The sequence below is a fragment of the Algoriphagus sp. SE2 genome, assembly GCF_039563885.1.
Taxonomy (GTDB): Bacteria; Bacteroidota; Bacteroidia; order Cytophagales; family Cyclobacteriaceae; genus Algoriphagus.
Genome location: NZ_JBCLWJ010000001.1, coordinates 441,407 through 461,820 on the forward strand (window position 1 = coordinate 441,407; position 20,414 = coordinate 461,820).

Annotated in this window: 11 protein-coding genes and 1 tRNA gene; 5 read left to right on the plus strand and 7 right to left on the minus strand. The window is 38.5% G+C overall.

Annotation, left to right across the window (positions count from 1 at the left end; translation table 11 throughout):
* Positions 1–9 precede the first annotated feature (9 nt).
* The 5 genes from AAGF08_RS01845 to AAGF08_RS01865 form a co-directional block, all read right to left on the minus strand.
* The gene (locus AAGF08_RS01845; RefSeq protein ID WP_343509203.1) at positions 10–1,347 is read right to left on the minus strand and encodes an acetylxylan esterase; all 1,338 of its coding nucleotides are present in this window, start codon (positions 1,345–1,347) and stop codon (positions 10–12) included.
* A gap of 123 nt (positions 1,348–1,470) precedes the next feature.
* Entirely contained in the window at positions 1,471–3,078 is a 1,608-nt protein-coding gene (locus AAGF08_RS01850) for a GMC family oxidoreductase N-terminal domain-containing protein (protein WP_343509205.1), read from the minus strand.
* A gap of 48 nt (positions 3,079–3,126) precedes the next feature.
* Positions 3,127–3,831: a hypothetical protein gene (locus AAGF08_RS01855; RefSeq protein WP_343509206.1), complete on the minus strand. Its 705-nt coding sequence runs from the start codon at positions 3,829–3,831 to the stop codon at positions 3,127–3,129.
* A 102-nt stretch (positions 3,832–3,933) separates the two neighbouring features.
* Positions 3,934–5,598 (minus strand): carboxylesterase family protein, encoded by a 1,665-nt coding sequence (locus tag AAGF08_RS01860; protein ID WP_343509207.1) that lies wholly within the window; start codon positions 5,596–5,598, stop codon positions 3,934–3,936.
* A gap of 208 nt (positions 5,599–5,806) precedes the next feature.
* Positions 5,807–8,338 carry a M14 family metallopeptidase gene (locus AAGF08_RS01865; protein WP_343509208.1) on the minus strand — a complete coding sequence of 844 codons (2,532 nt, stop codon included), beginning with the start codon at positions 8,336–8,338 and terminating at the stop codon, positions 5,807–5,809.
* Between the two features lie 197 nt (positions 8,339–8,535).
* On the opposite strand from AAGF08_RS01865, the gene AAGF08_RS01870 reads away from it, so the two are divergent.
* The 4 genes from AAGF08_RS01870 to AAGF08_RS01885 all read left to right on the plus strand — a co-directional run bounded on the left by AAGF08_RS01870 (position 8,536) and on the right by AAGF08_RS01885 (position 11,895).
* On the plus strand, positions 8,536–9,945 hold the full coding sequence (locus tag AAGF08_RS01870) for an MBL fold metallo-hydrolase (RefSeq protein WP_343509209.1): 1,410 nt from the start codon (positions 8,536–8,538) through the stop codon (positions 9,943–9,945).
* A 10-nt stretch (positions 9,946–9,955) separates the two neighbouring features.
* Positions 9,956–10,267 (plus strand): rhodanese-like domain-containing protein, encoded by a 312-nt coding sequence (locus AAGF08_RS01875; protein ID WP_343509210.1) that lies wholly within the window; start codon positions 9,956–9,958, stop codon positions 10,265–10,267.
* A gap of 56 nt (positions 10,268–10,323) precedes the next feature.
* Complete coding sequence (locus tag AAGF08_RS01880; protein WP_343509211.1) at positions 10,324–10,941, plus strand: class I SAM-dependent methyltransferase; 618 nt, start codon at positions 10,324–10,326, stop codon at positions 10,939–10,941.
* Between the two features lie 303 nt (positions 10,942–11,244).
* On the plus strand, positions 11,245–11,895 hold the full coding sequence (locus tag AAGF08_RS01885) for a peroxiredoxin (RefSeq protein WP_343509213.1): 651 nt from the start codon (positions 11,245–11,247) through the stop codon (positions 11,893–11,895).
* A 149-nt stretch (positions 11,896–12,044) separates the two neighbouring features.
* On the opposite strand, the gene AAGF08_RS01890 is transcribed toward AAGF08_RS01885, so the two are convergent.
* Positions 12,045–12,119: transfer RNA gene (locus AAGF08_RS01890), tRNA-Val, on the minus strand.
* Between the two features lie 68 nt (positions 12,120–12,187).
* Positions 12,188–15,004, minus strand: coding sequence for an excinuclease ABC subunit UvrA (gene uvrA, locus AAGF08_RS01895; RefSeq protein ID WP_343509214.1), 2,817 nt, complete (start codon positions 15,002–15,004; stop codon positions 12,188–12,190).
* Positions 15,005–15,253: 249 nt separating this feature from the next.
* Between uvrA and AAGF08_RS01900 the strand changes: the two genes are divergently transcribed.
* On the plus strand, positions 15,254–20,365 hold the full coding sequence (locus tag AAGF08_RS01900; RefSeq protein ID WP_343509215.1) for an adenylate/guanylate cyclase domain-containing protein: 5,112 nt from the start codon (positions 15,254–15,256) through the stop codon (positions 20,363–20,365).
* Positions 20,366–20,414 lie beyond the last annotated feature (49 nt).

Below are 20,414 nucleotides of genomic sequence, written 5' to 3' on the forward strand. Positions count from 1 at the left end.
TATATGAATTTAATCCTCTAAATATCGCTTGGCAAACTCAATAAAATATTCCCAATTTGGCCCTTCTGTATGCCCTCCATCATGTTGGCGAAAAACAAGATCTCCATCCAATAGGCCTACATTAGTTCCAGGATATTGATCTGTCTCAATCCCTTTTTTACCTAGAAATTCATAAACTGGGCTTGCCGCAGCTGCTGTTTTGAACATGCCCATGGCATCGATCCAATGTCCTTCCACATTGGGATCTCCTCCGGAAATGAAAACAGGTCTTGGTGCACAAAGTGCTACCATCTGATGTGCATCCACCGGTAAATCCATTGGTGTTAATGGGCCGGCATATTTGATGAAATTAGGGGTAAACCAATGATACTCTCCGGAAGAAGCAAGGTTTTCTACTTGTTCTCCATAAACTCTCCTAAAGATTTTTGATCCGCCAGCTCCCGATGAAGCTATAAATCCGATAGCGAATCTTGGTTCGTCTACCATAGCAACCAAAGCCGCTTTTCCATAGCGGGATAAGCCTTCGATTCCCACTTTTTTAGCATCTACAGTAGGGTCAGTCTCAAAGTAATCCAATGCCCTACTAGCTCCCCAACCCCAAGCTCTCAAAGTTCCCCAATCATCCAATTTTCTTGGTTTACCTTTATTGACTAATCCGATAATTCCTGCTCGCAAACCTGCACCATTATCCGCTTGAAAACTTGTTGGAATTAACATTGCAAATCCCCAACCTTCTGCAAGCATTTGTTCCTGCCAGGTAGGGCCCGTTGGCTTAGGCCTTTGCATACTGGCTGGCCAAATCCAGCTAAACTGCATGATTAAAGGAACAGCTCCTTTTGCTTCCAAAGGGGTAGCCATCATAATTTCAATATCTACTTTGATACTAGGAAAAGATGAGTTATCCACATGCCCGATCAACTTTTTAAACCTAGCGGGAGTTTCTCCAAATAGACTGTCTTTTTCCTCTATGATTTCCCATGAAACAGAAGGGGTATTTTCTGGTATCCTCCCATATATTTCCCGAGCAAAATGCTCCTTGATTTCCATTCTTCTCTTCTCCCAATCCTTTTTTGATTTTACTTCATCGCCATTATCAAAAATCAAAGGGTCAGGAAGAACGCTGTAAGGAGTTGCAATCGACTCATCTTTGTTTGCCGCATTAGGAGCTTCTGGATTTCCTGAGGGACCTGGCCGCAAGGATTCAATTCCTAATTTTTGCATCATCAACCGATGATCTTCTTGGCTGAGTTTTGAGATGCTGTCTCTAGCCTGCTGAGACATTTGGGCATAAGACTCTAATTTTAGTAGGAGTAGAAAGACAAAAAGTAATAAGACAACCTTTCTCATTGGATGGGAATTTTGGGTTAATTAATCTGTACAATGTACAAAAAAGGCGAAGCTTTGGAATTTAAAATAAAAGTGTTTGCAAGCCTTTTAAATTTTTTCGGGGTTCTATATATCTGATGAATTTCAATTCAGTTTGTTCAGAATAAGGTCAGCAGCTTTTTCGCCTATCATAATGCAAGAGGCATTGGTATTTCCAGATACAATTGTGGGCATAATTGATGCATCAGCTATTCTCAAGTTAGAGATCCCATGTACTCTAAGCTCATGATCAACTACAGCTAATTCATCATTTCCCATTTTGCAGGTTCCGACTGGATGATAGATTGTTTCAACTGATTTTTTGATATGGGAAATTATTCCTTCATCGGATCTGTCAGGTGGGGTAATTATTTGTTTGCAAAATGGTTCAAATGCAGCTGATTCAAGGATTTCTATTGCTTTTTTGCATCCCCTGATTAAGGTATCCCAATCCTCTTGTTCTGAAAGAAAATTTGGTTGAATCAGTGGAGGACTTTTGGGGTCAGCATTTTTAAGGGAAATAAATCCTTTACTTTTTGGTTTGATTAAGCTAGGCAATATTGTATATCCATCAGTTCTAGGGAAGGTAGCTAAATCGTGAAAATCTGTTTTGTAATCAGATCCGAGTTGGATTGGAGCAAATTGAAACTGGAAATCAACCGCTTTATTTCCATGAGAATTAAAGAATGCAACTGCCTCTAAAGGACTACATGTAAGTGGGCCTTTCTGGCTTAGAAAAAGCTGTATAAGACCCTTAAACTGATTCCAAGGGGTGGTGTGATGATTAAACCCTTCCTGTTTTTTACTCAAAGCCGAGCAATTAAAGAATAAATGATCCTGAAGGTTTTTACCCACTCCAAGAAGTGAAATTCTGGATTCGATTCCAAAAAATTTTAATTCTTCAGGATCTCCAATTCCGGAAAGCAATAGAATCTGTGGAGATTTAAATGCCCCAGCAGAAAGGGTTACTTCTTTTCTTGCGAAAATCTTTTCAACTTCTCCATTTTGACGGGTCACTTTTACACCGATCGCCCGGTCATTTTTCAAAATTACCTCAGTTACGAGAGCATGAGTTTTGATGGTAAGGTTACTTCTTTTAAGAATAGGTTTTAAAAAAGCATCAGCAGTGCTATGTCTTTTACCATTTTTGATGGTAAACTGGAACAGGCTTGCCCCAGCTTGTTCTGCTCCATTGTAGTCCGGGTTTTTTGGAATACCTTTTTCTGCACAAGCTTCTACAAATGCATCTGCAAAAGGAGTTTTAAAGCTTCTTGCAAAAGTAACATTTAAGGGCCCTGAATCTCCATGGAATTCATTGTGGATATCTTCGTTATGTTCGGATTTTTTGAAATAAGGTAGAACTGAATCGTAGTTCCAACCTTTGTTTCCCAATGCAGCCCATTCATCATAGTCAGCCCGATTACCCCGAACATAAACCATTGCATTGGTAGATGAACTCCCACCTAATGTCTTTCCTCTCGGAAGAAAGAGTTTCCTTCCACCTAATTGTTTTTGAGGCTCCGACCAAAATCCCCAATCCACTTCTGAGCGATGTAACCTGGTGTAAGCTCCAGGGATTTTGATTTCCATTTTTTTGTCGGGAGCACCAGCTTCTAAAAGTAACACTTGGTTTCCCGGATCTTCGGATAACCTGTTCGCTAGGACACAACCAGCTGAGCCTGCACCAACAATAATGTAATCAAATTCGGACATGGAATGGTTGGGTGAAAATTAACCTAAGTTAGAAAAAAGTAGTTGTTTTCAGGTGCAAGAATAAAAAGTGATTTTAAACTTGCCGCCACCCAAATCCTGTAATTTTAAGTTTTGTATCGCATCGAGGTCTGAAAAATTCCAAATATTCCCTTCTCGAGAGGAAATTCTGGGGATTTCAAATTGATGGCTAAATTTTCTTCCAGTCAGGTTGATTAATTGGTGATAAGCTTCTGAAAGAGAAAAACTTTCTAAAAGGTATTCTGTGTCATGGCAACCGTCGAAAAATGTTTCATAGACTACAGCAGACTCATACTTTCTAACTATTTTCTGAACAGGATAAGAATTACCATCAATGATTGTCTGTTCTGTAAATTCTTTTTTCTCGAGTTCTTTTCCAAATAAGTTTAACTCTTCAAAACTTCCCAAATCGGCATCTTTTGTAATCAGTTTTGCTGTAAAATCGCCACTGAAAATATATCCGATACTTGAATCTAAAATGATTTCTAACCAATTTCCTTCTAACCCTAAGTCTGCGGAAACCTGCTTTTTCACTTTTCTTTCAAGCGATTTGTTCACATAAACTTTATTGCCAGCTTCTACGAGACCTATTAGCTGGGAATCAAAACTTGGAGCCGAGTAAATAGATGCTCCTAGAAAATTTACTACATGTAACATTTCACTATTCTGAGCTAAAAGTGAAGTATTGATTACCCAGCAGAAGGTGAAAAGTACAATTAGGTGTTTGTTCTTCATGTCCCTAAAACTAGGGATTTCTTCTAATTAGAAATAAATCGATCTTTAAAGAACTTGCCAAAAATTAAAAAGGGACCAAATTCGGTCCCTTTTTATTAAGAATCAAGCTGGTAGGCTTGCTAGTCCATTTCCGTCAGGTTTATTTCTTACCTGGCTTTTATCATTCAAAATCATCGTTTCACTATTTTCAGCCGAATATCTTGGCCAAGTTGGAAGTTTACCCGCATTTGGATCTCCTGTTCTCATAAATGCGAGTAAAGAAGCTGACATGGCTTTGGAAAGCTTTCTAGGCCGATCCCCACCACCAGTATGCGTATACATCCGATCTGTATTATCAAACCAAAAACAAATGTCAATACAGTGAAAAGCTTTCATTCTACCGCTATAGAGGTTAGGTTTCCAGCCAAACCAAGCCAGATAGACTGGTGCTTTTTGTTTAGATTTGGCATTGGCCGTGTTTATTGCACCTTGACGATTAGATAAAACCATCGCCCAAATATCAGCAGGAGAGGCTTCTGGAAAATCCTGTCTATATGCATTTACTATTTTTTCAGAATCAGCCCCAAATCTTGGTTCTATTTTTTCTACTACTCCTGCCCAATCTATCTTTTCAAGTTCCGGTGAAGTACGCGTCGGGTTCCATTCATGAAATGTAGTACAAATCATCATTGGGATATCGGACCCCAAACCATTTGGGTCAGAAAAGAACTCACCTTTCGGAATATTCACTCCATCTGCCACCGGGCCAAATCCTCCTCTGAAGCCTGGCGTTGGATTATCTTTTCTCATTTTCGCCAAAGCTTTATTGGCAACATCAATGTATTCTCTCCAACTTAATTCCTGAAGTTTATCGATGGTATCAGGAGTAAGCCCTGCTTCTTTCATAACATATTCACCCAGTTTTCTGGAGTATTCCTGATCATTAGCACGCAACATAGAACCACTTAATGGAACACCCTTATGCACCAGGCCTTTGGCAGCTGGCATTGACATCGTCGCAGTGACTTTGGCCCCACCACCTGATTGTCCCATAATGGTGACATTTCCGGGGTCTCCTCCGAAATTGCTAATATTATCCCGCACCCATTCCAAAGAGGCGATTATATCCAGTTGACTAACGTTGCCAGAATTGGCATACTTGGATCCACCTACTCCAGAAAGGTCAGTAAATCCAATCGGTCCCAATCGATGGTTGATAGAGATAAAAACGATATCACCATTCTTACTGATATTTTCTCCATGGTAGCCATCCTGTTCGATACCATTTCCGTTCGTAAATCCTCCTCCATGAAGCCAAACCAGAACAGGTCTTTTTTTATTATCCAATGCTGGTGTCCAAACATTGAGTCGCAAACAATCCTCACTGACGTCGTCATAATTCCAGTGGTCTGCAAAAGAATAATCAGGATTCGCATATCGATTATCCATGATTTGGGGAGCTGTATTTCCCCACCAAATGGTAGGTTTAATCCCAGTCCACTTTTCAGGTTTTTGAGGAGGCATAAATCTATTTTTACCAGAAGTATCTGCACCATAGGGAACGCCTAAGAAAGTATATACATCATTCAGAATATAGCCTCTTATCTTACCTGAATCAGTATTGGCAACAGCAATGTCGTCTCCAATTTGTAGGAATTGACCAGAAGGTGCATCTTGGGTCGAATTCGAAGATTTTGCACTTGCAGAAAATGGAATCGTGGTGGCAAGTCCTAGTCCTGCTGTTCCAACGCCTACTTTTTTAAAGAATTCTCGTCTATTATTTTTCATGGTTTTAGGTTTATTGTCAAGGGTCTGATTATGAAGAAAATATAGCTCCTTAAAATTGGTGTCTGACTATGGCTAAATAGATTTTAGCTCAAATTTTATATAAAAGGAAATTTATTGTTTCAAAACGAATAATTAGATTTAAAAAACAAAAAAACCGACCACTTTTCAGTAGCCGGTTATGATTAAAGGTACTAGAGTCTTTTTATTATTACTGACCCACCATAAAGATGGCATTACTCAAAATCAGTTTCCCTGATTCCCAAAAGCCTCTGAAAATAGGATCATCTACAAAATAAACGATTTGCCCTCTTCCAGCTCTTTCGGTACCAATTGCCATGGATTCACCGATTTTGGATTTGATTTTATAACCAATATATCCGGTTCTATATGCATCATTATCGGCAATAATTCCTGCATTGACTCCATTAGTTAAATAAGCGTAGCGGCTAGAGTTATTCTTTAAAGTGTAGTATTTCCCGCCTGTTCCATATCCCAGGGGATGAGTTTCGTCCATAGTAATTTCATAAATTGCTCCAGCAGCACCGCCTGAAATAGCTACCCGTTCTCCTTCTTGATAAGGGGCTAATCTTTCTTCTTTTGCCAATGCTTCTGATTCCTTTTCTGCAGCCTTCTTCTCCTCATCTGTATCAAAGGTTTTCAACTCGAATCCCTCCTTATTTGCAAAAGCATTCAGGGCACCATCAATTGCAATCATTTTTCCTCCAGCTCTAACCCATTCCATTACTTTATCCAAAGCAGGCTTAGATAATCCACCGCCTCTTGTAGAAGGCATGATTAAAACGTCATATTTGCTCAGATCATAACGCCCCATATTTTCGAGCTCCAGATTCACTAAAGGATAATCCAGCTCTTGTTCGAAGAAATGCCAGATTGCTCCATAATTCAGTGAGTTAGTTCCAGATCCTCCAATTAATGCAACTTTAGGTGCTTGAATGATTCTGATATTTGGTGATCCAAAATCTTTTCCTTTATCTACATAGCCGCTCATTGTTGTGGCTAATGTGATACCAAACTTATTTGCGGCTTCAATTACTTTCTGATCAAAGTTTTCCACATACTCATTTCCACCCTTAGTGATCAAAAGTGATCCCGCAGGGAAACTTTTTCCTTCTACTTCGAAAGGGAATTCTGGATATTTCACACGGATTCCAGCGTTCAGCAATTCAGCCAAGAAAGCAACATCTCTGGTTCCTTCCCATGAAGCCATATAGGCAACAGGAGTTTTTCCAGCTTGATTGGAAACGAATTCAGGTGCTTCATATTCACCTGCTGGATCAATTCTGGTTTCTACTGCATAAGCCTCTAATCCATAGGCATAAGGCAATGCCCAGCTTGTAATATCATAAGTTATACTATCGTTTAATACAGGATTTGGCTCAAAGAAAACTTGAGTCAAAACAGACTTTGGCTGAAAAGCATTGATAATTACATCTTCTTCAGTAGTAGAGAAGGTCTTACTTTCCCCTGTTTGATATTCAAATCCTTTTATACCAGATTTGGATCCGGCTTTACCATACTTGATTCCGTTTTTGTCGAGAAGCATAAGCAATTTAGCTACCTGAGCGGGGTTGCTTTCTCCTTTGATTACAAAACTCTTATATTTTCCTTTTGGGCTTGAGGAATTTTCATCATAGAATTTCTCGTATTCAGCAAGTAGCTTTTCAGCATTTTGACTGGTTACCTCGGCAGCTGACATCGCTGCAGTATAATGACCTGCTATTCTATAACTTAAAGTCACGGTATCACCCACGGAATTATATCCCCCAATTCCTGCTTGGCCTCCGCCACCTTGCTCGATGGTCATCCCAATGGCACCATTGAACATTGGATAGGAATCTCCATAGGAAGGATAAAGTAGGTCAAATCGCTCTTTAGTAAAATAGAAACGACCTGCTTCGTCGAAGTATTTAGCAGTATTTCTACCAAAAGTATCCTGGAATTCATGTTGCCATGGGGTCAATTGCTCGTGTAATGGCTCAGCTGCCGGAGCCATGTAAAATGGATTATTGATTCCTTGCTCGTGAAAATCCAGGTGCAATTGTGGAAGCCATTGATTGTAAAGCTTCATTCTCTGCTGGGATTCAACCTGTACTTGCCAAGCCCAGTCTCTATTCAAATCAAATAAGTAATGATTGGCACGACCTCCAGGCCATGGCTCGTTGTGCTCCACAGATTGTAAATCAGGCTGTAGCCTGGTGTTCATCTTCTGGTTGTACCAGTTGGAATAGCGATCACGACCGTCAGGGTTAATACATGGGTCTAAAAGGATAACTTGATTTTTTAGCCATTCCTGTGATTTTGCATTTGCTGGATTGGCCAACGTATAAAAAGAGGAAATTGCCGCTTCCATACCTACAGATTCATTTCCGTGAACATTGAAAGACATCCAGTTGATCGGAACAGCAGTAGAAGGCTCTCCTTCTAAAACACCTGCTCTTTTTAAATTATCTTCACGGATTTGCTCTATTCGAGCCATGTTTTCTTCCGAAGCGATAATTGCGACAATCAATGGCCGTTTCTCATTGGTTTCACCATATTGGATCAGTTTTACGTTTGGATTATTTGCCGCAACATGCTCAAAGTAATCAACCATTCGGTGGTGTGGAGTAAATCGATCACCGGGTTTATATCCCAAAAATTGCTCAGGTGTCTGAATCTGTGCCCATCCGCAAATTGAGATAGTAAAAAGGATTAAACTCAGGAATATATGTTTTTTCATAGGAGGTGGTATAGATTGAAGGCATGAATTTAAAAGGATTTGTCTTCAGCATTAACACCGATTAAAAAAAAGCTTTTGATTTCAAGTCGCTTGATCCTTAATAAATCGACATTGATTTTTCCAAATGTGACAAAAGTTCCTGAGTGTGAAGAATTTTATCCCGTATTTCGAACTATAATTTAAAACAAAAGATAGAAATGTATTTTCAACACGTATATGACAAGACTCTTGCACAGGCAAGTTATTTTATTGGTTGTCAAGCAAAAGGTGAAGCAATTGTAATTGACGCTCAGCGAGATGTAGATGTTTATTTAGATATCGCAAAGCGAAACAACATGAAGATCACTCATATTACGGAAACGCATATTCATGCAGACTTTCTGAGTGGTTCTAGAGAATTGGCGGCGGTTACTGGTGCTAAATTGTATTTATCCGATGAAGGTCCTGAAGAATGGCAATATGAATTTGAGCATGAAGGATTAAAACATGGCGATAAAATCAATGTGGGTAACTTGACCTTGGAAGTTTTGCATACTCCTGGACATACCCCTGAAAGTATTAGCTTCTTATTGACGGATCATCCGGCTACTGATCAACCTGTCATGGTATTTACTGGAGACTTTGTTTTCGTAGGAGATGTAGGAAGACCGGATTTATTGGAAAAGGCTGCTGGAATTGTGGGTACACAGGAGAAAGGGGCCAAGCAAATGTATGATTCTATTCAAAGATTTGCAGCATTACCTGACTATGTACAGGTTTGGCCTGGACATGGTGCTGGATCAGCCTGTGGAAAAGCACTGGGTTCAGTTCCTAGCTCTACAGTGGGATATGAAAAAATTAGAAACTGGGCATTCCGATTTGGATCTGACGAAAAGGCTTTTGTGGATTATCTTTTGGATGGCCAGCCGGAGCCACCTAAATACTTTGCGATGATGAAGCATTTAAACAAGGTAGATAGACCTCTACTTGTAGAAGTGCCTAAGCACTCAAAGTTGACAAAAGATCAATTCCTGACCGCTTATAAGGATGGTTTGAAAGTGATAGACACTCGAAATAAAGTGGATTTTGCCAAAGGGTTTTTGCCAGGAAGTATCAATATTCAGGGCAATAATTCTTTTTCTACATGGGCAGGTTGGATTCTGAATTACCAAGAACAATTTATTCTTGTGGCGGAAGAAAGCCAGATGGAAGATTTAACCAGAAAATTGATGAGAATTGGTCTGGACAATATTTATGGTTTTGTTGAGGACATCTCAGACTTGGGGTTGGCCTTGCAAAAGGCAGATGTAATTGATTTTGAAGAGTTCAAAGGCTTGGCAGAAAAAGAGGAGGTACAAGTAGTCGACGTTAGAAATACAACGGAATATAATACGGGCCATGTGAGAGGAGCTGATCATGTTTTTGTTGGGACCATAGAAGATAATTTGGATAAAATCAGCAAAGACAAGCAGGTAGTAATTCATTGTCAGAGTGGGGATCGCGCTGCTATCGCTTATTCTCTTCTTCGAAGAAATGGTTTTGAAAATGTGAAGAACTATTCCGGAGGGATGAAGGAGTGGAAAGAGAAGGGACAGCAAACTTTCAAAAAAGAAGTAGTAACAATTTAAACTAATAGATATGGGTTTTTTCTCAGCAATTTTCGGAGGAGTAGATAATACAATGCTCACCGAAGCAATTAATGAAGGAGCATTTTTGGTAGATGTAAGGTCTGCCGGTGAATTTGCTTCAGGAAGTGTAAAAGGGGCAGTTAATATTCCCCTGGATAGAATTCAAAGCCAATTGGCAAAATTTAAAGGCAAGAAAAACATTGTGGTTTTCTGCAGAAGTGGGAACCGAAGTGGACAGGCGAAAAGTATTTTAGAACAGAATGGTTTTCAAAATGTTATCAATGGTGGCACATGGAATAACGTAAGTCAATGTGTTAAATAAATTGTGATCAATGGAGAGTCAATAGGCTCTCCATTTTTATTTTAAGAGATTTTGATATGAATTTTTGGGACCAGCGATACAGTCAACCTGATTTTGCCTATGGCAAAAAGCCAAACGAGTATTTGAAATCGAAATTGGCAAATCTTACGCCAGGGCGAATTTTATTTCCAGCGGAAGGAGAGGGTAGAAATGCGGTTTATGCAGCTAAGTTGGGATGGGAGGTCTTTGCTTTTGATAGCAGTATTGAAGGTAAAAAGAAGGCCGAAAGGCTTGCTTTGACAAATAAAGTTTCAATTGATTATCGGGTCAATAGTTTGGAAGAAGTTGATTATCCAACTGATTATTTTGATGCGATAGCGTTCTCTTATACGCATTTCCCCGAAGCGAAAAGACGGATTTATCATCAAAAATTAAGTTCCTATCTTAAAAATGAGGGACTTCTTATTTTAGAATGCTTTAGTAAAAAGCATATTAATTATCAGAAAGAAAATCCGAATGCAGGAGGTCCAAAAGAAGTGTCAATGCTTTTTGACTTGGAAGAGGTAAAGGAGGATTTTAAAGGCTTTGAATTTTTTGAAGCTTGTGAAACGGAAACGGAATTAAGTGAAGGACTTTATCATGTAGGTAAGGCTTCCGTTGTTCGTCTTTTTGGTAAGAAGAAGGCCATTTCCTAAACCTCCTTTATTAATTAGGAAGGTAAATATCGATGAAATTATATTGAAGTCAGAGTGGAGCATTACCAGGAAGCACTGGGATTGGTTATTTTTTGGGTTTGAATTACCTCGCTACCGTGAATTAGCTCTGAAATTGAATCTTTTTTTCTTGTGAATAGTGAAATATTAAGAATAAGAAAACACTGGATTTGCATTACTAATTTTTCGAAGAAAAACTAATGTTTCCATGTGACAAAAGTTGCTGTACTTGGAGTTTTTTGGGGTGATATTGCATCAAAAGTTTAAAACAAAAAACAAGAAATAATGGAAACTGAAACTATTAACACCATGCCAAGGATAGGAGATATGGCTCCTGATTTTGATGCGGTAACTACCACAGGTAATCTTAAATTCTCAGAATATAATAAAGGAAGTTGGGTTATTTTATTCTCACATCCGGCGGATTTTACACCAGTATGTACAACTGAAATGACAGGTTTTGCCCAAGAAAGTAATTTCTTTGAAAAGCATAACACCAAATTGATGGGATTAAGTATAGACAGCATACACTCACACATTGCATGGGTAAATGCAGTAGATGAGAAGACGGGTGTCTTATTCAATTTTCCGATTATCGCTGATTTGGATATGAAAGTTGCCAAACTTTATGGAATGCTTCAACCGGGAGAAAGTGAAACAGCCGCTGTTCGTGCGGTTTTCATCATAGACCCAACAGGCAAGATTAGATTGATTATGTACTATCCATTGAATGTTGGTAGGAATATGGATGAGATAAAGAGAACTTTATTGGCATTGCAAACATCGGATGAATATAAGGTAGCTATGCCTCTAAACTGGCAGCCCGGTGATAAAGTAATCGTTGGAGCTCCTAAAACATTGGAAGGTCTTGCAGAAAGAAAGGCGGATACATCATTAGAACAAGTGGATTGGTATCTTGCCAAAAAATCATTGTAAAATCATAAAAAAGATCTTGAATGGCCTGAAAATTTCCAGAATTGTGGTTGGTACCAAATCTTAATCATCCCAGTTCTTATGTTGAAATAATAAATGGAGAGTCTATTGACTCTCCATTTTCATTTTAGGGGTTACATTTTGAATAAATGTGGGATCTAAGGGATTCGAACCCATGACCTCTGCTCTGTCAAAGCAGCGCTCTAAACCAACTGAGCTAAGATCCCATTTGTCTCTTTGTGCTCTGAACCTCCCGATAGCTACCTTAGGTTTGATAGGTTGAAAAATGTAAGGTTTACACAAAAGCCTCCCTTAAATACTTCGCTGTATAATTCCCCTCTTCTTTCATCATATCTTCCGGTGTACCGGCAAAAGTTAAGTTTCCTCCTTTATTTCCTCCTTCAGGACCTAGATCGATTACCCAGTCAGCGGATTTGATCACTTCGGTATTATGCTCAATAATTATAACTGAATGACCTTGATCAATTAGGGCATTGATGGAGTGAAGTAATTTTTTGATGTCATGGAAATGGAGACCAGTAGTCGGTTCATCGAAGATAAAAAGGATATGATCTCCGGATTTGTTACCCCCTTTACCCAAGAAAGAAGCGAGTTTCACCCGTTGCGCTTCACCTCCGGAAAGAGTATTGGAACTCTGACCCATGCCGATGTAGCCAAGCCCCACTTCCTGAAGTGGAAGGAGTTTATTGATGATCTGAGTTTTGCCTTTGAAGAATTCGATTGCCTCATCAATGGTCATATGCAAGACTTCGGAAATGTCCTTATCCTTATACTTGACATCCAAAATTTCATTTTTGAAGCGCTTACCTTTACAGGATTCACAAGTCAAGTGGATATCTGCCATAAACTGCATTTCCACCGTGGTGATGCCTTCCCCAGAACAGGCTTCACATCTTCCTCCGTCCACATTAAATGAGAAAAAAGCAGGCTTATAATTTCGTTGTTTCGAGATAGGTTGATCCGAAAATAAAGACCGAATGGCATCATAAGCTTTCACATAGGTGACTGGATTGGATCGGGATGACTTGCCAATTGGATTTTGATCTACAAATTCAATTTGAGAAATAGATCGATAATCACCTTCGATTTTATCATACTTACCGCTTTCATCGATGACAGTACCAAGCATCTTACCCAAAGCCGGATATAGAACCTTTTTTACCAAAGTTGATTTTCCAGAACCTGAAACTCCGGTTACCACTGTCAGGGTGTTGAGAGGGAATTGCACTGTCAGATTCTTTAGGTTGTTCTCTCTTGCTCCTTTGATGATGATGCTGTCTTTCCAAATTCGATTTCCATCCTTTTTGAAAATCAATTCTTCTCCTCTGAGATACTTCGCAGTATAGGTTTGAGCAGTTGCCATTAAATCCTCAATTGGACCTTGAAATAGCAGTTCTCCTCCATTGACTCCTGCATCAGGACCAATATCAATAATCTGATCAGCGGCTTTCATGACTTTTTCCTCGTGCTCTACCACAATTACTGTGTTTCCCAAATCCCTGAGCGATTTTAAAACTCCGATCAACCGGTCAGTATCTCTTGGATGAAGTCCAATGCTAGGTTCATCTAAAATATACATAGAACCCACCAAGGCAGACCCGATGGATGTTGCCAGCTTAATTCGCTGAAATTCCCCACCTGAAAGAGAAGAGGTCAATCTATTTAAAGTAAGATATCCCAACCCTACTTGATCCATATATTCCAAGCGACTTTGGATTTCTTTGAGCAACCGATTGGCGACTTTCGCCTGATGTTCGGGTAATTCTATTTTATTAAAAAAGTCTAGCGCTTCATCGATCGGCATCAGCACCAAGTCGATAATAGATTTATCTTCTATTTTTACATAGGAAGCATCCTTTCGTAAGCGGGTTCCTTTACAATCCGGGCATGTAGTTCTTCCACGAAATCTGGAAAGCATGACACGGTATTGGATTTTATGAGTTTTAGATTCCAAATCTTTGAAAAAAGCATCTAGCCCTTTAAAATACTTATTTCCTTTCCAGATTAAACTTTGCTCTTTTTCCGTGAGTTCGCTGTAAGATCTGTGGATTGGAAAATCAAACTCTATCCCTTTTTTAAGTAAAGGTTCTAGCCAACTTCTGGAAGTTTCTCCTCTCCATGGAGCGATGGCCCCTTCATAAACAGACATTTCTTTATCTGGGATAACTAAATCTGGATCTATGCCCAAGACATTCCCAAAACCCTCACAGGTTTTGCAAGCCCCATATGGATTGTTGAAAGAGAAAAAATTGACAGAAGGGATCTCGAAAGTCATTCCATCCAGTTCGAATCGATCAGAGAATGTTCGTGTTTCATTTCCCGGTATTGTTATTTTGCAATCACCATGTCCTTCAAAAAGGGCTGTTTGCACAGAATCTGCAATTCTAAATTGATTGTCCTCATCGTCCTTAATTACGGAAGCTCGATCAATCAGAATTTCGTATTTGCCCTTTGGAACTTTCTTTTCTTCTAATAAATCCTCTACAAAATATACTTCCTCATTGATTAGAATTCGGGTATATCCTTTTTGGAGCAATAACTCCAATTCTTGTTCAATTTTTCTTCCCCGTTCAATTTGCAACGGGCATGAGATCATGACTTTACTTCCTTCTTCAAAAGATTGAATAAAATCTACAATATCGGTTACCGTATGATGCTTCACTTCCTTTCCTGAAATAGGTGAAATTGTTTTCCCAATCCGTGAGAAAAGCAGTTTTAGATAATCATAAATTTCGGTGGTAGTACCTACGGTAGACCTGGGATTTTTAGTATTTACTTTTTGTTGAATAGCAATAGCAGGGGCTACACCTTTAATATATTCTACATCAGGTTTTTCCATTCTTCCCAAAAATTGACGGGCGTAGGAAGAAAGGCTTTCAACGTACATTCGTTGACCTTCTGCAAATAGGGTGTCAAAAGCTAAGGAGGATTTCCCTGATCCTGAAAGCCCTGTTACCACCACTAGTTTATTTCTTGGGATAGCTACACTAAGACTTTTAAGGTTATTGACCCTAGCATTCTTTATTATGATGAACTCCTTTGGATCAAAGGAATCAATATTGGTTTTTTTGGATAAAGTACTCAAAGTCATAGCTGGCAAAGATACAAAGGTAAAGTAGATTTCGTCTTGGGAATAGTGGTCATTCTGGAAAGCGAAAAAAGAGTAACTAAGTTTCCAGACATCATTATTCCTTAATGTGCATGATTATTTGGGTATTCGTTTTAAATAAAATAAATATTCTTTGTACTTTAAGAAGTTAAAATTCTCTAAAAAAACTCTCATCTTGGCTAATGTTTAGCTTTAAAATTAATTTCTATCGGATATCCTTTTATTTTTTAAATGCCTGATTTAAGATTCAACATATTAGATAAAGTTCGAGAGAACTCAAGATATATAGTCTACAAGGCTAACCGGATTCAGGACTCGAAACCCGTAACAATCCAGACATTTAGATCTGCATATCCAACATTTCGTGATTTAAACCACTTAAAGCAGGAATATTCCATATTATCAAAGCTTTTCCATCCAAATATTGTTCAACCAATAGGCCTAGAAAATCTTGAAAACTTACCAATCCTTGTAAATGAGGATGTTTCAGGTGAGACACTTTCGGAATATTTGAAGAGAGGAAAGCCTGATCTAATTATTTTTTTAAAGATAGCGATGGAGATTACCAAGGCTATTAATTATCTACACAGTAAAAATATTATTCATAAAAACATCAACCCTTCAAATATCATTGTGGATAAGCATGGAGGAGTAAAGGTGTGGGGTTTTGATTATGCAATCGAGCGAGGAAGAGATTTAAATTATTCTAATGTAAGTGAGGCATTGGAATTGGGTCTCCATTATATTTCGCCCGAGCAGACCGGCAGAATGAATAGACCTATTGATCATCGTACTGATCTATATTCGCTTGGAGCGGTTTTCTTTGAAATGCTGACAGGTAGAACAATTTTTCATTTTTCTGATCCGATGGAATTAATGCATGCTCATTTGGCATTAGTCCCGGATTCACCGAGTACTTTTCGAGATCAAATTCCTGAGGTTATAAGCAAGATTGTCTTAAAACTATTAGAGAAAAACACCTCCGAAAGGTATCAAAGCTGTTCAGGATTACTTGCTGATTTACAAAAATGCTTAGATCGGCTGCTAGACATCAACGAGATTCCCGAATTTGCTATAGGTACTCAAGATCACTTGGATCAGTTTCAGATTTCCTCGAAAATTTACGGAAGAGACGAGGAACTCAGGAAGATGAATGAACTTTTCCAACGAATAAGAAATGAGCGCGCCGAACTCGCATTAGTAAGTGGATATTCTGGAGTTGGAAAATCAAGCTTCGTCAGGGAATTTCAAAAATACATCGATCTAGAAGGTGGATTTTTTATATCGGGGAAGTTTGAACAGTACAAAAGGAATCCTCCCTTGAGTTCCTTATTACTGGCATTGAACGATTTGATTAATCAAGTTTTGATTCTTGGAGAAGATCAGCAAGAGTATTGGAAGAAGTCAATATTAAAGGCAATAGGAAATTCGGGACAATTAATCATTGATATTATGCCCGACTTGGAATTGCTAATCGGGCCTCAGCCAGAGGTGCCGACTCTTCCCATCAATGAGTCCAAGAATCGATTTGATCAAGTATTCAACAGTTTTATAAGATCTTTTGCAAGCCAAGATCATCCACTTTGTATTTTCTTGGATGACCTGCAGTGGTTAGACACAACCACAAGAAGATGGCTGGAGAATACGCTCCTAGATTCTAGTTTAAAGCATATTCTGATCATTTGTGCATATCGTGAAAATGAGGTTTCACCATCTCATCCGTTGATGATGATGTTGGATAGGTTACAGTCTCAAGGTGTGGCAAATAATCTTTTTGCTTTAGCTCCTTTAGATCAGGATTCTGTCTCAGAAATAGTTGCTGACTCCCTTTCGATCAACAAGAGAGAGGCGGATGGCTTAGCAAAGATCGTTTTTAGAAAGACCCTAGGGAATCCATTTTTTATCAGGCAATGTCTTCTTACCCTCTATGAAAGCGGCGTAATACATCTTTCACAAAACACGCTACATTGGACCTATAGTGTAGAAAAAGCCTATCGTGTAAGCATTAGTGATAACGTAATTGATCTGATGTCAGAGCTTTTTTTTAGACTTCCTGAAGAAGTTCAGACCACCTTGAAATATGCCTCCTGTATCGGTAATACATTTTCAATTGAAATTTTGAGTGGCTTGGTTGAAATAAGTGAGGAGGAGCTAGATATGCAACTTAAGCTTGCCGAAAAGCTTTGTATCATCGAAAATCTGAATACAAAAGAACGCTCGGGTGATGATGATTATGGATTCCAACATGACAAAATTCAGCAGGCTGCCTTGGGTTTGCTTTCTGATCTTGAAAAGCAAAAGATTCGGTTAAAAATTGGGAAAAGTATTATCTCAAAGCTTTCTAATATTGAGCATTCTGACTCAATCTATATCCTGACGGACCATTTAAACTATGCACAAAACTTAATTGAAGATGAAGAGCTTCTTCAAAAGCTAATCGCCTTGAATATTGCAGCAAGTATCCGGGCAAAGTATGCAAATGCTTATGAATCTGGCCTTAGCTATGTTAAGAATGCGATGGAATTGGTTCAAGAAAAAAAGATGGATGTCTCAAAAGAGATTCGTCGAAATTTGAACTTACAACGAGCAGAAATGGAGTATCTAGCCGGTAATAATAGCCAGGTAGTTCAATTTTTTGATGAGGCTCTAAAAAACACAGAAGATGTAATTGATAAGGCAAAAGTTACAATCCGAAAAATACAATACTATAATAACACTAGGGATTTTGAGGCAGCATATAAAGCTTGTAGGGAGGTGACTTCCGAATTGGGAGTTAAAATTCCAGCAAGTTTTTCCCCTCCAAGTTTGGCAATTGAGTTTTTGAAATATAAAACCATGCTAGGTAAAAGGGATGTGGAGGAATTGATTGATCTTCCGGAAATGACGGATGAAAAGCTCAAAACTGCGATACTTTTGATGGCGGCGGCTGGTCAATCGGCTTTTCAAATTAAGCCTGAGCTTTGTGTTTTGGTCTGTTCGATCATGGTTAACTTATGTCTTAAACATGGGAATACCGATGGGGGCTTTATTGGGTTTCTTGGTTTTGGACCCGTTTTTCACAGCGGTATTCTTGGATTCAGGACTACTGGCTTTAAATTAGGACAGCTCACTTTGAACTTAGTTGAAAAATACCAAAATCACGGAGCAAGAGCTGAAACAAATTTTGTGACTGGATACTTTGCTATTCCTTGGAGACAGTCAGCCAAGGTGATGGAAGAATATTGGTTTAATGCCTATGAATCAGGACTGGAAGTTGGAGATCTATTTCATGCCAGTTGTGCCAGTTGTGCGATAGTTCAGAGTTATTTCATGAGAGGGGTTCAGTTTGAAGAGATTTTAGAATCAAGCAATTCTCACTTGGACTTTTTGCGAAGATTTCAGATTGAGGAAGCAGTACTTACTATTCGTGCCGTGACTCAGGCCATTAAAAATCTTCAGGGGAAAACGAATTCATCAGATTCTTTTTCTGACGAAGGCTTTGAGGAAAATGAGTACGTGAAAAAGCTAGAAAATTTTAATTCAAGGCATTTTGCTCATTTTTATTATATCAATAAAATGCAATCCCTCTACCTCTGGGAAGAGTTTGATCAGGCTTATGAGGTTTCTATTACCTCAGATTTTTATTTAAAAGACTCTCCAGGGATGCTGCATACAGCGGAGCATTATTTCTACAAAGGAATGATTTTGGCCTCTTTGATTTTGAAAACTAGTGGAATAAATAAATTGAAGTGGAAGGTAGAGCTCTCAAGCATAGTCAAGAAATTCAAAAAATATAGCCAGAAAAATCCATACAATTTTGAGCATAAATATCGCCTTCTTTCTGCCGAGTCAGCATTGGTTAAAGGCGATTCTGAAAAAGCAGAAACGGAGTATTATGCTGCTTTGGATGCCTCTGAGAGCTATGAATATCTCCAAATCCAAGCACTTGTAAATCGCAGGTTAGTTGATTTGCATTTGAGGGATGGGAAAAAGAAAATAGCCGGAATACATTTGAGTGACGCAGTATACCAATATGATTTATTAGGAGCGAAAGGTATTGTGGAACTATTGGTCTCCAAGAATAGCTCCTATAATTTATCCCAAGTAGAATTCAGGTTTGTAGAAGGAATAGATGATAAAAAATTATCTCAAAAGTTTTCCAATCAAGATTTGGATTTGAAATCAGTAATGAAATCATCCGAAGCAATTTCCAAAGAGATCAAACTAAAAGACCTGCTCACAACTTTGATGAAAATAATCATTGAAAATGCCGGGGCCCAGCGAATGGTACTTTTGTTGAAAAGCGAAAATGAATTTTTGGTTCAGTCAGAATCCTGTACCAAAAATATCGAACCAAAGCTATTTGAAAATCTTCCGCTGAAAAAGTTTGATCAAATTGCAAAGGAATCGGTCCTTTTTACTGCAAAAAATAAGGAAAGTGTGATTTTGGAAAATGCTTTTGAAGATGCCCAGTTTGGAAAAGACCCATATATCCTAAGTCAGAAAATGAAATCTATTATGGTGGTGCCATTGATGAAGCAAAGCGAGGTAACCGGGATCATTTATCTGGAAAATAACTTGATTGAAGGAGCATTCACGATTGAGCGTTTAAACTTGATAAATATTCTTTCAAGCCAAATGGCGATATCTTTGGAAAATGCTCTATTGTATCAAAATATGGAGGAAAAGATTAGACTTAGGACGAGGCAGTTGAATGAAGAAAAGGAAAAGTCAGAAGAATTAATATTAAATATTTTGCCTCCTGAGATTGCCAGTGAATTGAAAAATAGCGGGATTTCAAAAGCCCGACAATTTGAAGATGTTAGTGTGATGTTCACTGACATTGTGAATTTTTCAGGCTTATGCGAGATTCTTTCAGCGGAGGAATTGGTTGCAGAATTAAACTATTTCTACTGCGAGTTTGACCGGATCATTGGCAAGTATGGTATTGAAAAAATAAAGACAGTAGGTGACAGTTATATGTGTGCGGGAGGTTTGAATTTTACTAAAGAATTTGATGCTTCAAACATTGTTTTGGCAGCTTTTGAGATCAATGAGTTTATTAATGAACACATGAAATCACAGATTTCTGAAAATAAGCCATCCATAAGCATGCGGATTGGAATTCATACAGGGCCAGTAATCGCAGGGATAGTAGGTTTAAAAAAGTTTGCTTACGATATCTGGGGAGATACTGTCAATGTAGCCTCGAGAATGGAGACTGCCGGCGAACCGGGAAAAATAAATATTAGTGGACAAACCTATGAGTTGATAAAAAATAGGTTTAAGTGCACTCCACGCGGTAAAATTAAAGTTAAGAATAAAGGTTTTGTAGAAATGTATTTTATAGAATCGGAAATTTAACCTCCTACTTTAATTTTTAGAATTTGATTTAAATTATTTTATTCACTTA

Bases quoted from the DNA above. Each gene is read 5' to 3' on its own strand.
- AAGF08_RS01845 (WP_343509203.1), bottom strand. From the start codon at position 1,347: ATGAGAAAGGTTGTCTTATTACTTTTTGTCTTTCTACTCCTACTAAAA.
- AAGF08_RS01850 (WP_343509205.1), bottom strand. From the start codon at position 3,078: ATGTCCGAATTTGATTACATTATTGTTGGTGCAGGCTCAGCTGGTTGT.
- AAGF08_RS01855 (WP_343509206.1), bottom strand. From the start codon at position 3,831: ATGAAGAACAAACACCTAATTGTACTTTTCACCTTCTGCTGGGTAATC.
- AAGF08_RS01860 (WP_343509207.1), bottom strand. From the start codon at position 5,598: ATGAAAAATAATAGACGAGAATTCTTTAAAAAAGTAGGCGTTGGAACA.
- AAGF08_RS01865 (WP_343509208.1), bottom strand. From the start codon at position 8,338: ATGAAAAAACATATATTCCTGAGTTTAATCCTTTTTACTATCTCAATT.
- AAGF08_RS01870 (WP_343509209.1), top strand. From the start codon at position 8,536: ATGTATTTTCAACACGTATATGACAAGACTCTTGCACAGGCAAGTTAT.
- AAGF08_RS01875 (WP_343509210.1), top strand. From the start codon at position 9,956: ATGGGTTTTTTCTCAGCAATTTTCGGAGGAGTAGATAATACAATGCTC.
- AAGF08_RS01880 (WP_343509211.1), top strand. From the start codon at position 10,324: ATGAATTTTTGGGACCAGCGATACAGTCAACCTGATTTTGCCTATGGC.
- AAGF08_RS01885 (WP_343509213.1), top strand. From the start codon at position 11,245: ATGGAAACTGAAACTATTAACACCATGCCAAGGATAGGAGATATGGCT.
- uvrA (WP_343509214.1), bottom strand. From the start codon at position 15,004: ATGACTTTGAGTACTTTATCCAAAAAAACCAATATTGATTCCTTTGAT.
- AAGF08_RS01900 (WP_343509215.1), top strand. From the start codon at position 15,254: ATGCCTGATTTAAGATTCAACATATTAGATAAAGTTCGAGAGAACTCA.